General features: G+C 67.4%; 11 protein-coding genes and 2 pseudogenes. 3 read left to right on the plus strand and 10 right to left on the minus strand.

Going from position 1 to position 18,066, the window contains the following annotated elements; genetic code table 11:
• Nucleotides 1–5 precede the first annotated feature (5 nt).
• A complete protein-coding gene (locus ACE3TQ_RS09850; protein WP_374581950.1) occupies nucleotides 6–2,030 on the minus strand; it encodes a methyl-accepting chemotaxis protein in 2,025 nt (674 codons plus the stop codon).
• Between the two features lie 232 nt (nucleotides 2,031–2,262).
• On the opposite strand from ACE3TQ_RS09850, the gene ACE3TQ_RS09855 reads away from it, so the two are divergent.
• A complete protein-coding gene (locus tag ACE3TQ_RS09855) occupies nucleotides 2,263–2,988 on the plus strand; it encodes a substrate-binding periplasmic protein (protein ID WP_374581951.1) in 726 nt (241 codons plus the stop codon).
• On the opposite strand, the gene ACE3TQ_RS09860 is transcribed toward ACE3TQ_RS09855, so the two are convergent.
• Complete coding sequence (locus ACE3TQ_RS09860) at nucleotides 2,982–5,225, minus strand: TonB-dependent receptor (protein WP_374581952.1); 2,244 nt, start codon at nucleotides 5,223–5,225, stop codon at nucleotides 2,982–2,984. The genes ACE3TQ_RS09855 and ACE3TQ_RS09860 overlap by 7 nt on opposite strands.
• 84 nt (nucleotides 5,226–5,309) lie before the next feature.
• Between ACE3TQ_RS09860 and ACE3TQ_RS09865 the strand changes: the two genes are divergently transcribed.
• Entirely contained in the window at nucleotides 5,310–8,438 is a 3,129-nt protein-coding gene (locus ACE3TQ_RS09865; protein ID WP_374581953.1) for a two-component regulator propeller domain-containing protein, read from the plus strand.
• Nucleotides 8,439–8,441: 3 nt separating this feature from the next.
• Here ACE3TQ_RS09865 and ACE3TQ_RS09870 read toward each other — a convergent pair whose 3' ends face one another.
• The 7 genes from ACE3TQ_RS09870 to ACE3TQ_RS09900 are packed head-to-tail and all read right to left on the minus strand — an operon-like array spanning nucleotide 8,442 to nucleotide 15,761.
• Nucleotides 8,442–8,999 (minus strand): hypothetical protein, encoded by a 558-nt coding sequence (locus ACE3TQ_RS09870; protein WP_374581954.1) that lies wholly within the window; start codon nucleotides 8,997–8,999, stop codon nucleotides 8,442–8,444.
• The gene (locus ACE3TQ_RS09875) at nucleotides 8,989–12,615 is read right to left on the minus strand and encodes a pilus assembly protein (RefSeq protein ID WP_374581955.1); all 3,627 of its coding nucleotides are present in this window, start codon (nucleotides 12,613–12,615) and stop codon (nucleotides 8,989–8,991) included. The genes ACE3TQ_RS09870 and ACE3TQ_RS09875 overlap by 11 nt, the downstream gene beginning before the upstream one ends.
• Before the next feature lie 20 nt (nucleotides 12,616–12,635).
• Nucleotides 12,636–13,250 (minus strand): hypothetical protein, encoded by a 615-nt coding sequence (locus ACE3TQ_RS09880; RefSeq protein WP_374581956.1) that lies wholly within the window; start codon nucleotides 13,248–13,250, stop codon nucleotides 12,636–12,638.
• Nucleotides 13,247–14,365 carry a PilW family protein gene (locus ACE3TQ_RS09885; protein WP_374581957.1) on the minus strand — a complete coding sequence of 373 codons (1,119 nt, stop codon included), beginning with the start codon at nucleotides 14,363–14,365 and terminating at the stop codon, nucleotides 13,247–13,249. Before ACE3TQ_RS09885 ends, ACE3TQ_RS09880 begins: the two co-directional genes overlap by 4 nt.
• 8 nt (nucleotides 14,366–14,373) lie before the next feature.
• Nucleotides 14,374–14,742, minus strand: coding sequence for a hypothetical protein (locus ACE3TQ_RS09890; protein ID WP_374581959.1), 369 nt, complete (start codon nucleotides 14,740–14,742; stop codon nucleotides 14,374–14,376).
• Between the two features lie 9 nt (nucleotides 14,743–14,751).
• A complete protein-coding gene (locus ACE3TQ_RS09895; protein WP_374581960.1) occupies nucleotides 14,752–15,348 on the minus strand; it encodes a GspH/FimT family pseudopilin in 597 nt (198 codons plus the stop codon).
• A complete protein-coding gene (locus ACE3TQ_RS09900; protein ID WP_374581961.1) occupies nucleotides 15,342–15,761 on the minus strand; it encodes a type IV pilin protein in 420 nt (139 codons plus the stop codon). The genes ACE3TQ_RS09895 and ACE3TQ_RS09900 overlap by 7 nt, the downstream gene beginning before the upstream one ends.
• Nucleotides 15,762–16,043: 282 nt before the next feature.
• Here ACE3TQ_RS09900 and ACE3TQ_RS09905 point away from each other — a divergent pair.
• A pseudogene (locus ACE3TQ_RS09905) lies at nucleotides 16,044–17,099 on the plus strand (DNA mismatch repair protein MutS); the annotation flags it as partial.
• Nucleotides 17,100–17,599: 500 nt separating this feature from the next.
• Here the strand turns inward: ACE3TQ_RS09905 and ACE3TQ_RS09910 are convergent.
• A pseudogene (locus ACE3TQ_RS09910) lies at nucleotides 17,600–18,066 on the minus strand (class I adenylate-forming enzyme family protein); the annotation flags it as partial.

Consider the following 18,066-nt stretch of genomic DNA (forward strand, 5'->3'; position numbering starts at 1 on the left):
GGAAATTATACCGAGGCGGCGCGCAAGGCGCGCACATTGCCCGGCATGCGCCGCGCGGCCTGCACCATGCGTGGCGCAGGAGCCGCCGCCCGCTCCTCATTCCCCAGCGTGAAGATACTGATCGCCTTGACCAGGTTCTGCGCCTGGTCCTGCAGGCTGGCCGAAGCGGCGGCCGTCTGCTCCACCAGCGCCGCGTTCTGCTGCGTGGTGTCGTCCATCTGGGTCACCGCCATATTGACTTGCTCGATGCCATTGCCCTGTTCGGCCGATGCGGTGGCGATCTCCTGCATGATGACGGTGATGCTCTGCACACTTTGCAGCACTTCCTGCATGGCCTGCCCGGCCTCGCCCACGAGCCGGTTGCCCTGCTCGACCCGGTCCACGCTGCGGTTGATCAGGTCCTTGATTTCCTTGGCGGCCGAGGCGGAACGCTGGGCCAGGTTGCGCACTTCGGAGGCCACCACCGCGAAGCCGCGTCCCTGCTCGCCGGCGCGCGCCGCTTCCACGGCCGCGTTCAGCGCCAGGATATTGGTCTGGAAGGCGATGCCGTCAATCACACCGATGATATCGACGATCTTGCGCGAACTGTCGTTGATCTCGCCCATGGTCTGCACCACCTGCGACACCACGTCGCCGCCCTTGCTGGCCACGTCGGAGGCGCTATGCACCAGCTGGTTGGCCTGGCGCGCATTGTCGGCATTCTGCTTGACGGTCGACGTCAGTTCCTCCATCGACGAGGCGGTTTCTTCCAGGTTGGAGGCCTGCGACTCCAGGCGCGCCGACACATCGGCATTGCCGGTCGCGATGTCGCGGCTGGCGGCGTTGATCTGGTCCACGCTGGCGCGCACGTCCGACACAATGCCGCGCAAGCTTTCACTCATCGTCTTCAGCGAGCGCAGCAGCTGCCCGACCTCGTTCGGCGGGCCGACGTCGAAATCATTGTCCAGCTTCCCTTGCGCCACCTCCTCAGCCACTGCAATGGCGTTCTGCAGCGGCACCGTGACCGAGCGCGCGATCAGCAGGCAAATCCAGGCCGCCAGCCCGAACAGGCCAATCATCGACACGATCATGATCCAGCGCTGGCGCGTGAAGCCGGAAATCTTATCGGACAGCATGAGATCGAGCTCCTTGGCCGCCGCTTCGTTCAGGGCGAACTGCATATCGATGGCCGCCGTGGTGCGCGCCACCCACTCCTCGCCGGAATAGGTCAGCGGATCGGCCTTGACGATCTGTTCGGTCCCCAACTCCACAATCTTGCGCGCCGCGTCGCCGGCGGCCCGCATCTGCGTTCCGAGCTTGGCGTCGATATCGGGATTGGCGATGGCCGCCTTGCCGAAAGCCGTCGCGGTCTGGTCCAGGCGGTCGGTCACGCGCGCCATGATGGAGGCTTGCTGCATGCGGTCTTCCGGCGAAGCTTCCTTCTTCGCCAGCAGGCCGGCGCCCTTGGCGCGCGTCTTGCCGGTTTCCTCGGTCAGCCACGGCAACTGGTAGAACATGGCCTGGATCAGCTGGTAGCTGTCCTTGTCGGGGTCCAGGCTCAGGCCATAGGCGTCGCCGATCAGTTCATTGACCTTGAGCAGCTTGGGTACCAGGGCCGTGTGGCCCGCATAGCTTTGCGGCACGGTGAGCTTGCCTTCGGCCACGCCGCTGCGCAGCGCCTGCCATTCCTGCTTGGCGGCGGCAATCGCCTCGATGATGGCCTTGTCGCCCAGTGCGGCCGCGGCCTGTTCCAGCTTGTCGTAGGCAGCGTCGGCCTCGGCCTGCTTGGCGCGCCGTTTTTCGCCGGCCGCCTGCACGCCGCCCAGCACCAGCGCCGACAGGCCGCGGTGCTGCTGGGTGAACTGCACTACCTTCAGGCCATCGACCACCACCGGCAAGCCTTCGTGCTCACCCTGGTAGGCTTGCAGCACTTTGCCTGCTTCACGCATGTAGAGGTAAGCCGGGATAATTGCCAGCAACGCAGCAATCAGGCCGAGAATCATGAATTTGTGGCCCAGCTTGAGCTGGCCAAGGAGTGAGGTAGGATTCATGGCAGTTTCCCAGAAAAAAGATCAATCGGAGGTGCAGGCGCACCGCGTTACCCCGTGAATTGATCATATGCCGAAATACTGCCTAACGTTACAATTCGTGAGAATTAATCACGAAAATCTCTTTCTCAATCACCAGAAGTGTTGCGGCAGCGCGAAACAATTGCGAATGAAGAATTTAACTTTCATGCGGCAAGTATTGGTGCTTTGCTATAGTGCGTCTATGAAATTTCTAATGCCCTCGCTAATGCTGGTCATGACGCTATTGCTGGCGCCAGCCAGGGCCGACACCATCACGGTATATACCAGCGCCAACTTTGCGCCCCTGGTCATCGACGGCAGCCGCGGCATCTATCATGATGCAATCGACTATCTGAACAAGCAGGCGCCGCAGGGCACCAGCTTCCGCCTGGCCTACCTGCCGCGCAAGCGTTTGCAGATGCGGCTGGAGGACGGATCGCTGGACGGCATTGTGATCGGCATGATGCCGCAATGGTTTGACGACCTGGCGCAGAAAAAATACCTGTGGACCATGCCGTTCGCGGTCGACCGCTTCGTGCTGGTGTCACGCGCGGAAAAGCCGCTGCAGCCCGATGTGCCGGGCGCGCTGAACGGCAAGACCATTGGCCTCACGCTGGGCTACGTCTACCCCGGCATCGATGAATGGATCCAGCGCCACGGCCTGGTGCGGCAGGATGCGATGAGCGAGGAGATCAACCTGGAAAAACTGCGCCGCGGCCGCATCGACTGCGTGGCCGTGTCGGAATCGGTGGCGCGCTATTTCGTGCGCCTGCATGCGCTGAACGGCAGCCTGACCTTGGTCGACCTGCCGGGCCGTGCCACCGAGCGCCGCTTCCTGGTCCCGCTCGGGCGCAACGACCTGTACGACAAGCTGTCGCCCATCGTCAAGCGCATGCGCGACGACCCGCAATGGCTGCGCATGGCCGCCAAGTATCAGTAGCTGGCTTTCACCTGCACGCCATAGGTGCGCGGTTCGTTGACCACGGCCGTGAAGTTGTTGAAGTCGATCGCGTTCACCGCCACCAGCTTGTTGCGCAGGTTGCGCACGAAGGCCGCCACCTCGTAGCGCTCGCGCCCGTCGCGGTAGCCCAGGCGCAGGCCGCCATCGAGCAAGGGCCGCGCCTTGTACTCCACCGCCTCGTACAGGAAGAAGTTGTATTTGCCGCGGTACGCCCAGTCGGTGTAGGCGTACAGCTCGCCGCCGCGCCAGGGCTGGCTGTAGCGCAGCGTGGCGTTGCCGATCCAGCGCGGTGAGCGCGGCAGCGGGTTGCCGTTGACGAACACATTGTTCGGCGCGGTGCCGCGCGGGTCGAGCACCGTGCAGCCGTTGCCGCACGGGATGACGAACAGGCCCGGGTCGCGGATCCGTGTGGCGTTGTAGCTGGCGCCCAGGCTGGCCGTCCACTCGCTGCTGGGGCGCGCCAGCCATTCGATCTCCACGCCCTGCCCGCGCACCTTGGCCGCATTCACCAGGCGGTTCTGGTTCACCGTGCCGCTGCCGGCCGTCAGCTGCATATCGTCCACCGTGTAGCGGAACAGCGCCAGGCCGAGGCGCTGGCGGCGCTGCGCGAAGTCATGCTTCCAGCCCATCTCCCAGCTCAGGGCCTGCTCGGCGCGCGCCACGCTGATGCTGCTGCCGAACAGGATGCGGCCCTGGATCGACGGCGCGCGGTAGCCGGTGGCCACGCGCGCGTAGACGTGGCTGTCCGGCGCCAGCGCCTGGGTCGCACCCAGGTCCCAGCTCAGGTCGTTGCCGCGCGGGTTGGCCGCCAGGCCGGCGATCGGCTGGCCACCGGGCGCCGGCTGCGGCCGCGTGGCGAAGAAGTCCTTGCGGTCCTTGGTGTAGCGCAGGCCGGCGCGCAGCAGCAGGCCGGGCTGGGCGCGCCAGGTGACCGCGCCAAAGGCGGCGGCCGAGCGGCTGTCCTGGCGCTGCCAGGCGTAGGCGTTCTGCCGGTTGCCGTTGAAGGTGTCGAAGCTGAAGCTGTCGATGCGGATCTTTTCGCTGAAGCCGTACAGGCCGGCCAGCCAGCTCCAGCGCTGCGCCGGATCGGATTCCAGGCGCAGCTCCTGCGTCAGCTGCTTGTGTTCCGGCAGCGCATCCGCCGTCTCCGAAGGCGAAGCGATGCGCCCCGGCCCCATGGGCGGGTGCGCCACCGAGCCGTAGCCGGCATCGACGTCGGCCCGGCTGTAAAAGCGCGCCCGCTCCCACGCCGATATCGAGTGCAGGCTAAGTCCGCCCGCACCCAGCTGCCAGCGCAGGCGCAGGCTGGCGCCGCGCGTATTCAGGAACTGGTGGTTCATGCCGTCCGTCGGCAGGCTGGCGTAGTCGAAATCGGGCACCAGGGCGTTGCTGCCCTTTTGCAGGATGTTGGCGCGGAACAGCGTGGCACGCCCGCCCATGCGGCGCCCGTGGCCGTTCAGCAGCGCGCTGAAGGCGGGGCCGGGCTGGTACAGCAGTTGCACCCGCGCCGCATTGTCGTGGTAACCCTCGAACTCGGTGGTGGCCGCCTCGGGGCGGTGGTTGAACACGCGGTTGGCGCGGTGCTGGCTTTGCAGTGCCACGCGCAGCGCCAGCGTGGCGCCAAGCGCGGTGTTGAAGGCGCCATCGAAGTTGCGCAGGCGCTCCTTGCCATAGCCGGCGTTGACGTAGCCCTCGCGCCGGAACACCGGCCGCGCCGATTCGAACTTGACCACGCCGCCTGGCGCGTTGCGGCCGAACAGGCTGCCCTGCGGCCCGCGCAGCACTTCCACCTGCTGCAGGTCGAACAGCGGGAAGGACTTGAGCAAGGGGCTTTCCTGCACCACCTCGTCGTACACCACGCTGACCGGCTGCGCCGCGTTCAGGTCGAAATCGGTGTTGCCCAGGCCGCGCAGGTAAAAGCGCGGGAAGGAGCGGCCAAAATCGGATTCGACGTGCAGGCTGGGCAGGCGCGAGGCCAGGTAGCGCAAATCGCGTCCGCTGGCGGCCAGCACATCGAGCGCCTCGCCGCGCAGGATCGAGACATTGAACGGCACTTCCTGCACCGGCTCGGGCCGCCGCTGGGCCGTCACCAGCACGCTGGGCAGCGCCGCCGGCGCGGCGCCCTCCTGCTGTACCGCTTGCTGCACGGCCTGCTGTGCCGCCGCCGGCGCTGCCACCGCCGCCCCCGCTACACCGATCGCCCACCATGCACGCATGTTGCCTCCCGTTGTTGGGATGATGCTAGCAGAGATACCTCTGCATGGCATAATGCCAGTTCCCCGTTTGCTTTCCCATTGGCAATGCTTCCTCCCCGTTCGCTGCTGCGGTGCGCCCTGCTCGCCTGCCTGTTCGCCGGCGCCACTATCGCGTCGGCGCAACAACGGCCCGGCATGGTCTCGTTCGCGCGCCTGGCGCTGCCGGACGACGTGCCGGCCCACCTGACTACCGCCATGACGCAGGACGCACAGGGCTTGCTGTGGATCGGCACCCAGGGCGGTCTGGTGCGCTACGACGGCTACGGCTACAAGGTGTTCCGCGCCCGCCCCGGCGACCCGCAGGCGCTGGGCGGCAGCTATATCCGCGCCCTGCACGCGGCGCGCGACGGCCGCCTGTGGGTCGGCACCATCAGCAGCGGCCTGTCGGTGTTCGACCCGCGCACGGAACGCTTCACCCAGTACCGCCACGACCCGCGCCAGCCGGACAGCCTGGCCAGCGACCGCGTGGAAAGCGTGGCCGAACTGGCCGACGGCAGCCTGTGGCTGGCCACCGACGGTGGCCTGTCCGTGCTCGACCCGGCCAGCGGCAGGTTCCGCCGCTACCTGGCCGGCAGCCAGCTGCGCGCCGTGCTGCAGGACCGCGAAGGCCGCCTGTGGGTGGCCGGCCAGGCCGGCCTGCAGCGCTGGCTCGGCGAGGGGCGCTTTTCGGCGCCGGTCGGCCCCGGCAACGCCACCCGCCTGTTCCAGGACAGCCAGGGCCGCATCTGGATCGCCAGCTCGCGCGAGGGCGCCGCCGTCTACGAACCGGCCAGCGGCAGGCTGCAGGCGGTGCCCAAGCTGGGCCACTACTGGGTCTACAGCATTGCCGAACCGGTGCCCGGCGAAATCTGGCTCGGCACCTTCGGCCAGGGCATCGACGTGGTGGACGGCGCCAGCCTGGCCGTGCTGGAGCGCCTGCGCCACGACGGCACCGGCGTGTCCAGCATCGGCAACGACCGCATCGGCGCCCTGCTGGTGGACCGCTCGGGCATCGCCTGGGCCGGCACCTGGGGCGGCGGCATCGCGCGCCACGACCCGGCCAGCCGCGCCTTCCTCAAGCTGCGCCACAGCCCGGCCAACCCGCACGGCCCGAGCCACCCGGCCATCGTGCGCGCGCTGGAAGCGGCCGACGGCCGGCTGTGGCTGGGCACCAATGGCAACGGGGTCGACGTGCTGGATGCCGGCGGCAAACTGGCGGCCGGTTTCCGCCCCGACCCCACGCGGCCCGACGCGCTGGCCGACGGCGCCATCACCTGCCTGGCGCAAGGGCCGGACGGCAGCATGTGGGTCGCCACGCTGGATGGCACCCTGCACCGCCAGCGCCCGGGCCAGGCCGGCTTCCAGCGCCTGGGCACGGCGCACGGCCTGCCGGGCGGGCCGATCCGCGCCATGCTGTTCGGCGCCGACGGTGCGCTGTGGGCCGGGTCCCAGCACGGCCTGGCGCGCCTCGGCGCCGACGGCGCCATCCGCGCCTGGCGCCACGATCCGGCCGACCCGGCCAGCCTGTCCGGGCGCGAAGTCGAGTCGCTCGCCTTCACCCCGGACGGCACGCTGTGGGTCGGCACCAACCACGGCATCAACGCCTTCGACACGGCCAGCGGCCGCGCGCAGCGCATCTACCGCGACCCGGCACGCGCTGACAGCCTGCCCGACAACTGGGTGCCGGACCTGATGGTGGACAAGGACGGCCAGCTGTGGCTGGCGACCCAGGCCGGCGTCGCCATCCTGCGCGGCTTCGACGGCAAGACGGCCCAGTTCGACCTGCTGTCGAGCCGCCTGAAGCTGCCGGCGCAGCCGCCCGAATCGCTGCTGCAGGACGCGCAAGGCCAGGTCTGGCTCGGCAGCCGGATCCGCATCGACCCGCTGACGTGGCGCTGGCGCAGCTTCGACCGCGCCGACGGCAATGAATTCCGCACCCTGTATTACGCCAGCCGCGCGCGCATGCGCAACGGCGACCTGCTGTTTGGCTCGCCGGAAGGCTTGCTGCGCGTGCGCCCGCAGCTGCTGCGGCGCTGGGACTACCAGCCGGCCGTGACGGCCACCGCGCTCAGCATCGACGGCGTCGAGCAGCCCGGCGCCGGCGTGCTGGCGGCGCGCACCCTGCAGCCGGGCCAGCACGACCTGCGCCTGGAGTTTGCCGCGCCCGACTTCAGCGCGCCCGAGCTGCAGCACTACCGCTACCGCCTGGACGGCTACGATGCCGGCTGGGTCAATGTCGACGCGCGCCAGCGCGTGGCGGCCTATTCCCACCTGCCGCCGGGCGACTACCAGCTGCGCGTGCAGGCCAGCAACCGCGCCGGCCAATGGAGCCCGCAGGAGTGGCGCCTGCAGCTGCATGTGCAGCCGGCTTTCTACCAGACCTGGTGGTTCCGCAGCGCCCTGTGGCTGCTGGGCGCGCTGGGCGTGTTCGGCCTGTTCCGCCTGCGCCTGCGCCAGCTGCGCCGGCGCGGCGCCCAGCTCGAGCGCCTGGTAGCGGAGCGCACGGCCGCACTGGAAGCGGCTTCGCGCCGCCTGGAGCAGGCCAGCCTGACCGACCCGCTGACCGGCCTGCACAACCGGCGCTACCTGGAGCAGACCATCCAGGCCGACTTCGACCTGGCGGCGCGGCGCCACCGCAGCGTGCCGCCCGAACCGCATGCCGACCTGGTGCTGTTCATGCTCGACCTGGACCATTTCAAGCGCGTCAACGACGAATATGGCCACGCCGCCGGCGACGCCGTGCTGCAGCAGACCGCCGCCGTGCTGCGCGCCTGCATGCGCAGCGCCGACCATATCGTGCGCTGGGGCGGCGAAGAATTCCTGCTGCTGGCGCGCTTCATCGAACGCAGCGACGCGCCGGCGCTGGCGGAGAAGATCCGCTGCGCCATCGCCGCCCATCACTTCACCATTCCCGGCGGCCAGGTGCTGCGCAAGACGGTGTCGATCGGCTTTGCCGCCTTCCCCGGCATGCCGGGCCGCCCCAGCGCGCTGACGCCGGAAGCGCTGCAGCGCGTGGCCGACGCCGCCCTGTACGCCGCCAAGCACACCTGGCGCGACGCCTGGGTCGGGGTGCAGGCGCGCAGCGGCGAAGCGGGGCTATCGCGTTTCCTGGCCGATCCGACCAGCGCGGTGGCTGCAGGGGATGTGGAGTTGCTGGTGCCGCCGCAGCGCGGCCGCGTGGTGAACTGGCACTGAGACTCAGGCGCCCAGGTCGCCCACCACCCGCACAAACAGTTCCAGCTCAGCCGGGACCGGCTGGCCATGGCGGCGCGCCGGATGGAAGCGCACTTGCATCAGCGTCTCGTACAGGCGCTGCGCATCGGCGTCGCTGTAGCGGTGCTGGCCCAGCTCGACCCGCTCCACCGCGCCATCGGCGCCGAGCCACAAGCGCAAGGCCAGGTTGCCCGCATCAATCCCGGGCACCAGCAGCAGCTGCGGCCCTTCCATGCCGGAGGCCAGCGCCGGCGCCTGGTATTCCGCCACCGCCTCCGCTGCCGCCGGGGCAGCCGCCGGCGCATGGCGCGCGGCAGCGGCGACGGCCGGTGCGGACGGAACGGAGAGCGGGCGGGCCGGCGCCGCCGGCGCGCTGCCGGCGTGGGCCAGCAGGCGCACCGTCAGCACGGGCGCTACGGCGTCGGCCGCCAAGGCCGGCGCGCCGGCGTAGTGGTAGCGCGGCGCCAGGGCGGCGGCCAGCACAGCCAGGTGCAGCGATAGCGCCAGCGCCAGCGCGCCGGCGCGGCCACGATCAATTGCCAAGGCCACGCCACAGCAGGCGCTTGACCGGCACACCGACACCGTTGGGCGGCAAGTTGAACTTGCTCACGCGCGGGCGCTGGCCATCGGCCGTCACGCCGTGGATGACCGGGGTACCGCTCGGCAGCTTGCTGACCGTCATGCCGACGATCGGCGCCGACTGGCGGATGCCGACCGGCGTATTCTCGATCACGAAGCCGCCGGTGTTGTAGTCGAGCTGGTACATCCAGCTGTAGCCGCCCGATTCGCAGTCGGAGGCGGTCGGCACCACGCTCGACACCAGCAGGGTGCCGAAGAACAGCTGCGGATCGACGCTGACGCGCTCGCCGGCATCGTCCAGCTCCACATACCAGCCGCCGTCGGTGGCCCAGCTGACCTTTTGCTTGCTGGCGTTGGTGCGCGTTTTCACCACGCCGCCCTCGCTGACCGGGGTCAGGCTTTGCTTGATCAGGGTGCCCGGGAACTCCACCACCCCGCTGCCATTGTCGCGCACGCCGATGATGACCTGCTTTTTGGCCGGCGGCGCCAGGTCGTCGGTGCCGAGGAAACGGCCGGTGGCGACAAACACGGAACGCTTGGTGCCGATGGTGACCACCTCCGGCGTGGTGGTGATGGGCATGCCGCTGCCCAGTTTCAGCAGCTGGCTGGCGCTGCGGTTCTTCAGGTCGAAGCGCCACAGGTTGCCGTGCAAATCGCCGCCGTAGGCCGCCAGCGCCGTATCGTCATGCGCGAAATCTTCCACCACGATATTGATGCGCGCCAGGCCGCTCGGGTCATCCACGCTGCCGGCGCCGGTGGCGATCGGATTGCCGTATTTGCTACCGTCGGCCAGGTTCAGCACAAACACATAGCCCCCGCCATCGCCGCCGTTGAAGCCACCCTGCTTCGGCACGTTGTTGTAGCCGGACGTCAGCAGCACCACCCACTTGCCGTCCAGTTTGGTGATGTACGGCGTGCCATAGCTGAAGCCAAGGTTCGGCTCGTTTTCAGCGGTAAAGGTCCACAGCACTTTCGGCTGCGCCGGATTGGTCACGTCCAGCGCGTAATAGCCGCGCCCGCCCTTGCCCATGGCGCCCACCAGCACGGTCTTCCAGCCGCCGATATCGGCGTCGGCCACGGCCAGCGGGCCGTCCAGGTAATAGCGGTGGTGGTCGGCATAGTTTTCGTCGGCCAGGCGCCACAGCTCCGGCAGCAGCATGGGCGGGATATAGGCCCAGCGCTCGGCGCCGGTGGTGGCATCGAAGGCGTGCAGCATGCCATCGTTGGCGGCGGCGTAGATGGTGCCGGCACGTCCTTCGGTGCTGTTCTTGAAGTCCGCGTAGCCATCGTCGCTGAAATCGTGCTGCGCCATTTGCACGTACACCGGTTGCGAGTGCACGAAGTCGCCCAGGATTTTCACGCGTTCACGGTACAGGCGGGCGTTGGCGCTGGTGCCCACCTTGGGGTCGTGCCCGCGCAGGAAGTTGACCATGGTCTTGGCATTGGCCGCCGCTTTCTGCTCGGCAGTCCATTCCGAGAATTGGCTCAGCTTGCTGTTCACGAAGAACGCCTGCTGTGCCGGGCTCAAGCCCGACCCGCTGCTGACGACTTTGAATGGCACCAGGGCCTTGTTGGCATCCGAGGTCCAGATGTTGCGGGTATCGCTGCCATCGGCATTGATCTGTTTAGCCAGCATGGCGCTGGCTTGCCAGTCGTCCTTGGCCGACACCTCGCCGTCGGAGAGGTTGATGCTGCGGCGGCTCAACTCGCCGTCCCACAGGCCGGTGCGGTAGTTGGCCAGGTAAATGTAGTTGTCGCCGGACACCGGTTGCAGGTTGGAGGTCGCCGCTGCCGCGCCGCTGCCATCCACCTGTTCGATCGAGCCCAGCGCCTTGCGCATGCCCTCTTCCAGCGCCACCGGATCCTGGGCGCTGAAGTACACGCCACGGCCGTTGACGGCGGCATGCCACAGGTCGTCGATGGTGGTCTGCTCGTTGGCTTCCGGCCAAGGCCAGTTGAGCGTGCCCTGCGCGATATCCTCGTAGGCGCCTGGCGCGGTCTTGTAGTCCGGCGTATAGCCGAGCGTACCATCCACGCCCAGGCCGAGGGTGAAGGTGGTCATGTGCTGGTGGGTCGCGACGTCGTCGTAGCGCTCATCGCCGCCGCCGCTCGGCACGTTGTTCTGGCTGACTTTGCCAGACGTGCGCAGGTCGGTGACGTAGTAATGGTAGGCCACGTCGGCCAGCGTTTTTTCCTTGGCGCCCTGCTTGGTCGGCGCATAGAACGGACGCGCCACGCCTTTCACGCCGTCCAGGTCCTTGACCGTGTCACCGGAGTCGTTGCCGTTCCAGTAGCCATCGGTAGCCAGGATGGCAAAATTGCGTTGGCAAGAGAACTGGATGGGGTCGGCATACACTTCGCTGGTGCCCGCATACATTTTGCCCACTTCGTTCAAGGACTCGCGCAGCGGCGTGCCGCCGGACGGCAAGGACTTATACAGTTCGGAGTAAAAAGACTCCTTCTGCTTGCCCTGGAACGCGTCAATCGCCAGGTTGATGTTGGGAATATTGGTGGACTTGTTCTTGTTGATGGTGGTCAACCCAATGCGGGCGTGGAAGAAGCTGGCATCGTCCGGATCGGCTTTCAACGCGGCGCCGGTCTTGGGCGTCCCGCGCACCTCGACAAAGGCATGGCCGATGGAGGACTTGGCCATCTGCGCGCGGGTGCGGTACCAGGCGTACCAGGTGGCGAAATTGCTCATTTCCTCGCCATAGGTGCAATAGTCGGCGTTGGCGGTGCAGTCGGTCCGGCTGGTCGACTTGGGGAACGTACCGCCGGACTTGATGTCAACCCGCTGCCAGTTGCTGTGGACGAGGTACTTGTAGGTGCTGGTGCGGCGCGGCTGGCACTTTTTCGCGCTGCCGGTGCCGTCGCACCATTCGATTTTCACGTTGTAGTAGTACGGTGCGCCATAGACGACCTGCAGGGTCGCGTAGCTGCTGTCCGGGTAACGGTATTCGCCCTGCACCACGGCCGAGCTGCATTTGGGCGACCAGTCACTGTTGCACCATTTGCGCTCCGGGTATTTGTTCGCCAGGTCAATCGTGGTCGACGGCTGGGTGGACGGGCAGGCGCCATTGCATGGCTCCTTCGACGCCGCGGCGGTCTGGGTGACCAGGTTGTCGATCACCTGCACGTTATAGCCATCGCTGGGCACCGCGCCCCAGGTGGTGGCCAACTTATAGCTGGTATTGCCCTGGCCATCGGCTTTGGGCGTGCCATCGGCATTGACCGGCCACTGGTAACGGACGGCCGGGTTGTAATACGCCTTGTTGAAGGCGGAGGCAAAATACAAGGGGTCGCCCTGCTCGCACACGGCCTTGAAGGTGCCGCTGGTGTCGCGGCAATAGTATTCGAAGGTATTGTCCGAACGCATGCGCACATAGTCGGGCATATAGTCCCAGCGCATGCTGCCCGAATTGTCCAGGTCCAGCATGATGTTCGGCAGCACCATGCTGGTGGTGGAGTTGGCCAGCGGCTTGTCGGCCAGGTCGGTATCGCCGGCCTGGGTCACAGCGCTCAGCAGCAGGCCGGCGCCGCACAGCACCGCAGCCGGAAGGTGGTAGGTAAATAGCCTCATGGATCTCGGGGGATGTCAGGTTATTGTGAAATGACGGTCTGCGCGTACGCGACGTTGAAGCGGGGGCCGGTGACCCGCACGGTAATGCGGTACAGGCCGCGGTTGGCGACGATGTCCCAGCCGCCGGGCTTGTAGTTTTCCATCTGCAGGCGGGCACCCTCGCTGCTGCCCTCCACTTCCGACTCTTCGGTGGAGCAGGTATTGCTGTCCAGCTTGCCCGGCTTGTTGCACATGCGGTGCACCACGTAGGACACCTGGTTGCCCACGCTGTCCTTGGGCAGCATGCTGACCTGGCCATCGTCGCCCCAGTCCAGGTCGTCGTCCGGGTTGTCCGGGCTTTGGCCGCCGGTCAGGTCCAGCTTGTCCTGGCGCGTGGCGTAGTAGCCGCTGGAGGGATTGTCGTCGGTCAGGGTGGCGTTATTGTCGCGCACCCATTTGATGGCCGCCTCCACCCCGCCGTCGGCGCTGATGGCGGCGCTTTGCTTGAAGGCCAGGTTGCCGGCGATCATGGCTGAGGTGTCGACCGAGCGCACCAGCGCCAGGCTGGCCAGGGTCAGTGCCACCAGCACGATCAGGGTCACGACCAGCACCACGCCCTGCGCCGGGCGCGCCGCCATGCTCAGTGGGCGCTTCATACATTGCTCCAGATGATGTTACGCAGCGGGACCACGGTCTCGAACACGCGGTAGCGATAGCAGCCCCAATCCGCCGGGTATTTGTTGGTGTTGTAGGCGGCCCACTTGGGCCAGCTGGCGACGGTCGTGGCCGTGGTCGTGGTGCACACGCCCTTTTCATTCTTGGTGCGCTCGTACTGGTTGGCGCGCGCCACCACCACCATGCGCATTGCCTTGATGCGCGGCCAGTCGCCCGGACCCGGTTTTTTCCATGGATCCGCATCGGCATTGACCCAGCTCGTGACTTTCTGGCCGCCGGGGTCGGTGATGCCGTACTGTGCTTGCAGGTCGACGATGTCGGCCATCACCATTTCCGGCGCGCCGCCGTTCTCGCTGCGCTCCAGGTTGCGCGTCGCGGGATCGATCGCATAGGTCTTGGTGAAGGTGGCGCTGGCCGGGCTGCGTTTGAAGCAGGTCAGGTTGGCGCCCTTGGTGTAGGCCGGCCAGTTGTGCTGGTTCTGGTAGCTGGCGGGCGGGTTGAACCAGCCATCCTTGCCCGGATTGTGCTGCAGCTTGGGCGCCTTATCTTTGTCCATGATGTGGGTGATGTTGGCGAGCGTGCAGTTGCCGGCCTGGCGCAGCAGCACCATATCGCCCTCCTCGCAGCCGGACACGCTGTTCACGTCCAGCACCGCCGAGCCTTGCGGCTTGGAGCGGGTCAGCTTGGCGCTGCTCGGCATACGGAACGCGCCATCCTCGGGGTCGGCGAAGTACTGCACGGCCACCGTATCCGGCCCGCCTTCCGCGCCGTCGGTGATCAGCAGCGGCGCGAAGTTCATGCCGGCCAGCTCGCCTTCCTTGCCGCCGCACTCTTCGCTGCCATCGCAGTACGAATAGGTCTTGTGGCACTCGGCGTACACGCTGGGCGACATGCCCCAGCCGGCCATGCGCGCATCGTTTTCCACCATGTACAGCGCAATGGCGCCGTTCGACTGGGCGTCGGCGCTGGTGGTCACGGTACGCTTGCGCCCTTCCGCGTTCTGGAACACTTGCAGCACGACGACCATGCTGATCATGCCGACCACCAGGCCCACCATGATCTCGACCAGGCCGAAACCTTTCTGTAAACGTTGCATAGACTTCCTTAACCGTTGATCAAGGCCACCGTCTCGTACCGGTGGACTTTCTTGTCGCCGGGCGCCTGCCAGCTGATGGTGATGGTGACCTGGCTGCCGTTGACGGCGACCGTGCGCTTGCCGCTCGGCAGGGCCGGCACCGCGACATCCTTGGCCACGTAGTTATTCAGCTCGTTGCGGTTGACCCACATCTGGCCCAGCACCTGGTTGGCGGCAAAGCTCGCCTCCAGCCGGTACTTGGCGTCGCTGACCTGGTTGGTCGCGGCGGCTTGCAGCCAGATCATGCCGAGGATGCCGAGCGAGAAAATGATGATGGCGGCCATCGCTTCGATCAAGGCACTGCCCTGCTGTTTGCCAGCAATCGGGATTTGCTTCATAGGGTTTCCTTAACTACAGCCTTGGGGGTCTTTGGCCAGCGCCAGCGCCGGATCGCACATCCGCACCTGGCCGCCCACATTGATGGTGACCACATAGCGGCGCGCATTGGCCTGCCTTGGGTTGGTGACATCGATACGCGTGATGTCCTTGCCATTGCCGGCGCCCGGCGCGCGGCCCAGGCTGTCGAACGTCACGCTCGCCAGCAGGCCGCTGCCCGGCTCCAGCGCCGCATCGAAAGTCCCCGGCGGAATCGGCGGCGCCAGCACGTCCTTGTTGACGCCAAGGCGCGGCCCCTCGCCCGCCTCGCGCGCGCTGCGGCTCTGGATGGCTGCCGGACAATCGGCATGCGGCGCCTTGCAGCCGACCGTCCACGCCACCTTGCCATCCTTGTCGGTCAGGGTGAAGTTCACCTGCGCATTGCGGCGCAGCGATTCCATGCGCGCCAGCTGCAAACCGTTCAGCAAGGACTCGGCGGCAGCGCGGTTCTGCGCATCCTGCAGCCAGCGCGTGAAGGACGGCATGCCGGCCGCCAGCAGGAAGGCGACGATGCTGATGCCGACCATCAGCTCGATCAAGCTCACGCCCTGTTGCCTGCGCCTTAGCATTTACCGCCCTTGTTGGTGACCCAGCAGTCATCCGACTTGGTCCAGCCTTTGGGCACGGAGGTCGTGCTGCGCGCGTTCTTTTCGTCGATGCGGAAAACGAAACCGTTCATCTTGCCCTGGCCTTCGGCGCGCAGGACGAAGCTGTTGCCGTCGTCCGGAATCTCGCAGGCGATCGAGAAATCGGCCAGGTTGGTTGGCGGCTCGGCCAGCGCGCCTTTGGCGCACGCGCCCTTGTAGCTGCGGTTGTCCTGGAAATGCTGCTCCATCTTGGCGCGCAGCTCGGACAGCGCGGCGGTCCCGGGCGGGATGCGGCCGCGTTTCACATAGTCGGCATAGGCCGGCATGGCGACCGCGGCCAGGATGCCGATAATGACGACAGTTACCATCAGTTCCATCAGGCTGAAACCGGACATGGATGCTCTTCTCACAATGCTTCCCCAGTTAGTCGAAATAGTCTTGCAAAATCGCAATTTGCCAGAAGTTTAACGTTAATTTCAAAATAAGTGGCGCACTTTGTTGCCGAACAGCATCGCGTTAATTCATTGATATCATTAAGAAAAAATAAATTTCGATTACAAAATCACCACTTTCAGTTCAAAGTGACAACATGTGCCCGCCCCTTAGGCCGAACGGGCCGGGTAGAGTAAAATGCAAGGTTTACGCGCGCGCGGCGCGCAGCCTGACCGAATGAACCGATGACCACCCTGCCATCCGAAATCAATCCCGACGCCGTCAAGAACAGCCCGGCCGAAAAAGTCACCCCGATGATGGCGCAGTACCTGCGCATCAAAGCCGATTACCCGACCATGCTGGTGTTCTACCGCATGGGCGACTTCTACGAACTGTTCTTCGACGACGCCGAGAAAGCCTCGCGCGTGCTGGGCATCACGCTGACCGCGCGCGGCAGCCAGAACGGCGTGCCGATCAAGATGGCCGGCGTGCCCTTCCACTCGCTGGACGGCTACCTGGCCAAACTGGTGAAGGTGGGCGAATCGTGCGCGATCGCCGAGCAGATCGGCGACCCGGCCCTGTCCAAGGGCCCGGTCGAACGCAAAGTGGTGCGCGTGGTCACGCCGGGCACCCTGACCGACGCCGACCTGCTGCCGGAAAAGTCGGAACGCCCGCTGCTGGCCATGACCATGATCAACAACCGCAAGCACGTCACCTGCGGCCTGGCCTGGCTCTCGCTCGCTTCCGGCGCGCTGCGCCTGATGGAGTTCTCGGGCGACCAGCGCAGCGTCAACGTGCGCCTGCGGCAGGAGCTGGAGCGCATCGCCCCGGCCGAAATCCTGCGCGGCGACGACGCCGACATGTTCGACGAAATCACCCTGTGCCACGTCAACAATGTGCCGGCCTGGCACTTCGACGTGGTGCACGGCCACAAGGCCCTGCTCGACCAGCTGGCCGTGGCCACCCTGACCGGCTTCGGCGCGGAAGGCCTGGGCGCGGCGTTCGGCGCGGCCGGCGCCCTGCTGCGCTATGCGCAAAACACCCAGGGCCGCGGCCTGCAGCACGTCAAGAGCCTGTCCTGCGAAACCGAGAACGAGTATATCGGCCTGGATGCCGCCACCCGCCGCAACCTGGAGCTGACCGAAACCATCCGCGGCCAGGAGTCGCCCACCCTGTTCTCGCTACTGGACCACTGCCGCACCGCGATGGGCTCGCGCCTGCTGCGCCACTGGCTGCACCACGCCAGGCGCGACCAGTCGGTGGCGCGCGCGCGCCCCCACGCCCACGCCGCCACGGCGGCCGGCACCAGGTCGGGGTCGTCGGGGCGGTCGGGAGTGGACGCGTCGACCGCGCCGGTGGTCAGCAGCGCCAGCCGGGTGTGGGCGTACCGGGCGTCGGCGAGCAGGTCGCCCAGCCGCCCGGCGAGGTCCGGTGGGTCGGCGACGCCGGCCGGCAGCAGCGCCACGTCGGGCGGGTCCGGGTCGTCGCCCAGCGCGGCGAGGTCCGGGTACGCCCGGAACACCTCGCCCGCCGACGCCACGGCCAGCGCCTCGACGAGGGCCGCGCCGCCCGGCCCGACGACCGCCCAGCGGCGCGGCTCGGTGGCGGGGTCGGCGGTGGGCTCCACAGCGGCGGCGGCCAGGTCCAGCCGCTGCCAGGTGACCCGGCTCAGCGCCCCGTGGTGGCCGCCGTTGACCGCGCGCAGCCGCGCCGGCCGTGCCAGCAGCAGCCGGCGGGTGACCTTGCCGGACGCGGTGCGGGGCACCTGGTCGATCTCGTAGAGCGCGTCGGGGACCTTGTAGTAGGACAGCCGCTCCCGGCAGGCCGCGTACGCCTCGGCGGGGTCGAACCCGTCCGGGCCGGGTACGACGAACGCCACCGGCACCTCGCCGAGCACCTCGTGCGGCCGGCCGGTGACCGCCACGTCGGCGACGCCGGGCACCGAGCGCAGCGCGTCCTCCACCTCGGCCGGGTGGATCTTCTCCCCGCCCCGGATGATCAGCTCCTGGTGGCGGCCGGTGACGAAGATGTTGCCGTCGGCGTCGCGGCGGGCCAGGTCCCCGGTGCGGTACCAGCCGTCGCGCAGCGCGGCGGCGGTCACCTCGGGCAGGCCGTGGTAGCCGAGCATCACGCTCGGGCCGCGTACCCACACCTCGCCCTCGACGCCGGCCGGGACGTCCACCCCGGTCTGCGGGCTGACCAGGCGCACCTCGACGCCGGGCACGGGCTGCCCGCAGGAGCCCTCGACCCGGGGCCGGTCCGGGCGGG

It is taken from the genome of Pseudoduganella sp. (assembly GCF_041914865.1).
Classification (GTDB): Bacteria; Pseudomonadota; Gammaproteobacteria; order Burkholderiales; family Burkholderiaceae_D; genus Rugamonas.

Bases quoted from the DNA above. Each gene is read 5' to 3' on its own strand.
- ACE3TQ_RS09895 (WP_374581960.1), bottom strand. From the start codon at position 15,348: ATGCTAAGGCGCAGGCAACAGGGCGTGAGCTTGATCGAGCTGATGGTC.
- ACE3TQ_RS09900 (WP_374581961.1), bottom strand. From the start codon at position 15,761: ATGTCCGGTTTCAGCCTGATGGAACTGATGGTAACTGTCGTCATTATC.
- ACE3TQ_RS09860 (WP_374581952.1), bottom strand. From the start codon at position 5,225: ATGCGTGCATGGTGGGCGATCGGTGTAGCGGGGGCGGCGGTGGCAGCG.
- ACE3TQ_RS09890 (WP_374581959.1), bottom strand. From the start codon at position 14,742: ATGAAGCAAATCCCGATTGCTGGCAAACAGCAGGGCAGTGCCTTGATC.
- ACE3TQ_RS09885 (WP_374581957.1), bottom strand. From the start codon at position 14,365: ATGCAACGTTTACAGAAAGGTTTCGGCCTGGTCGAGATCATGGTGGGC.
- ACE3TQ_RS09865 (WP_374581953.1), top strand. From the start codon at position 5,310: ATGCTTCCTCCCCGTTCGCTGCTGCGGTGCGCCCTGCTCGCCTGCCTG.
- ACE3TQ_RS09880 (WP_374581956.1), bottom strand. From the start codon at position 13,250: ATGAAGCGCCCACTGAGCATGGCGGCGCGCCCGGCGCAGGGCGTGGTG.
- ACE3TQ_RS09850 (WP_374581950.1), bottom strand. From the start codon at position 2,030: ATGAATCCTACCTCACTCCTTGGCCAGCTCAAGCTGGGCCACAAATTC.
- ACE3TQ_RS09855 (WP_374581951.1), top strand. From the start codon at position 2,263: ATGCCCTCGCTAATGCTGGTCATGACGCTATTGCTGGCGCCAGCCAGG.
- ACE3TQ_RS09875 (WP_374581955.1), bottom strand. From the start codon at position 12,615: ATGAGGCTATTTACCTACCACCTTCCGGCTGCGGTGCTGTGCGGCGCC.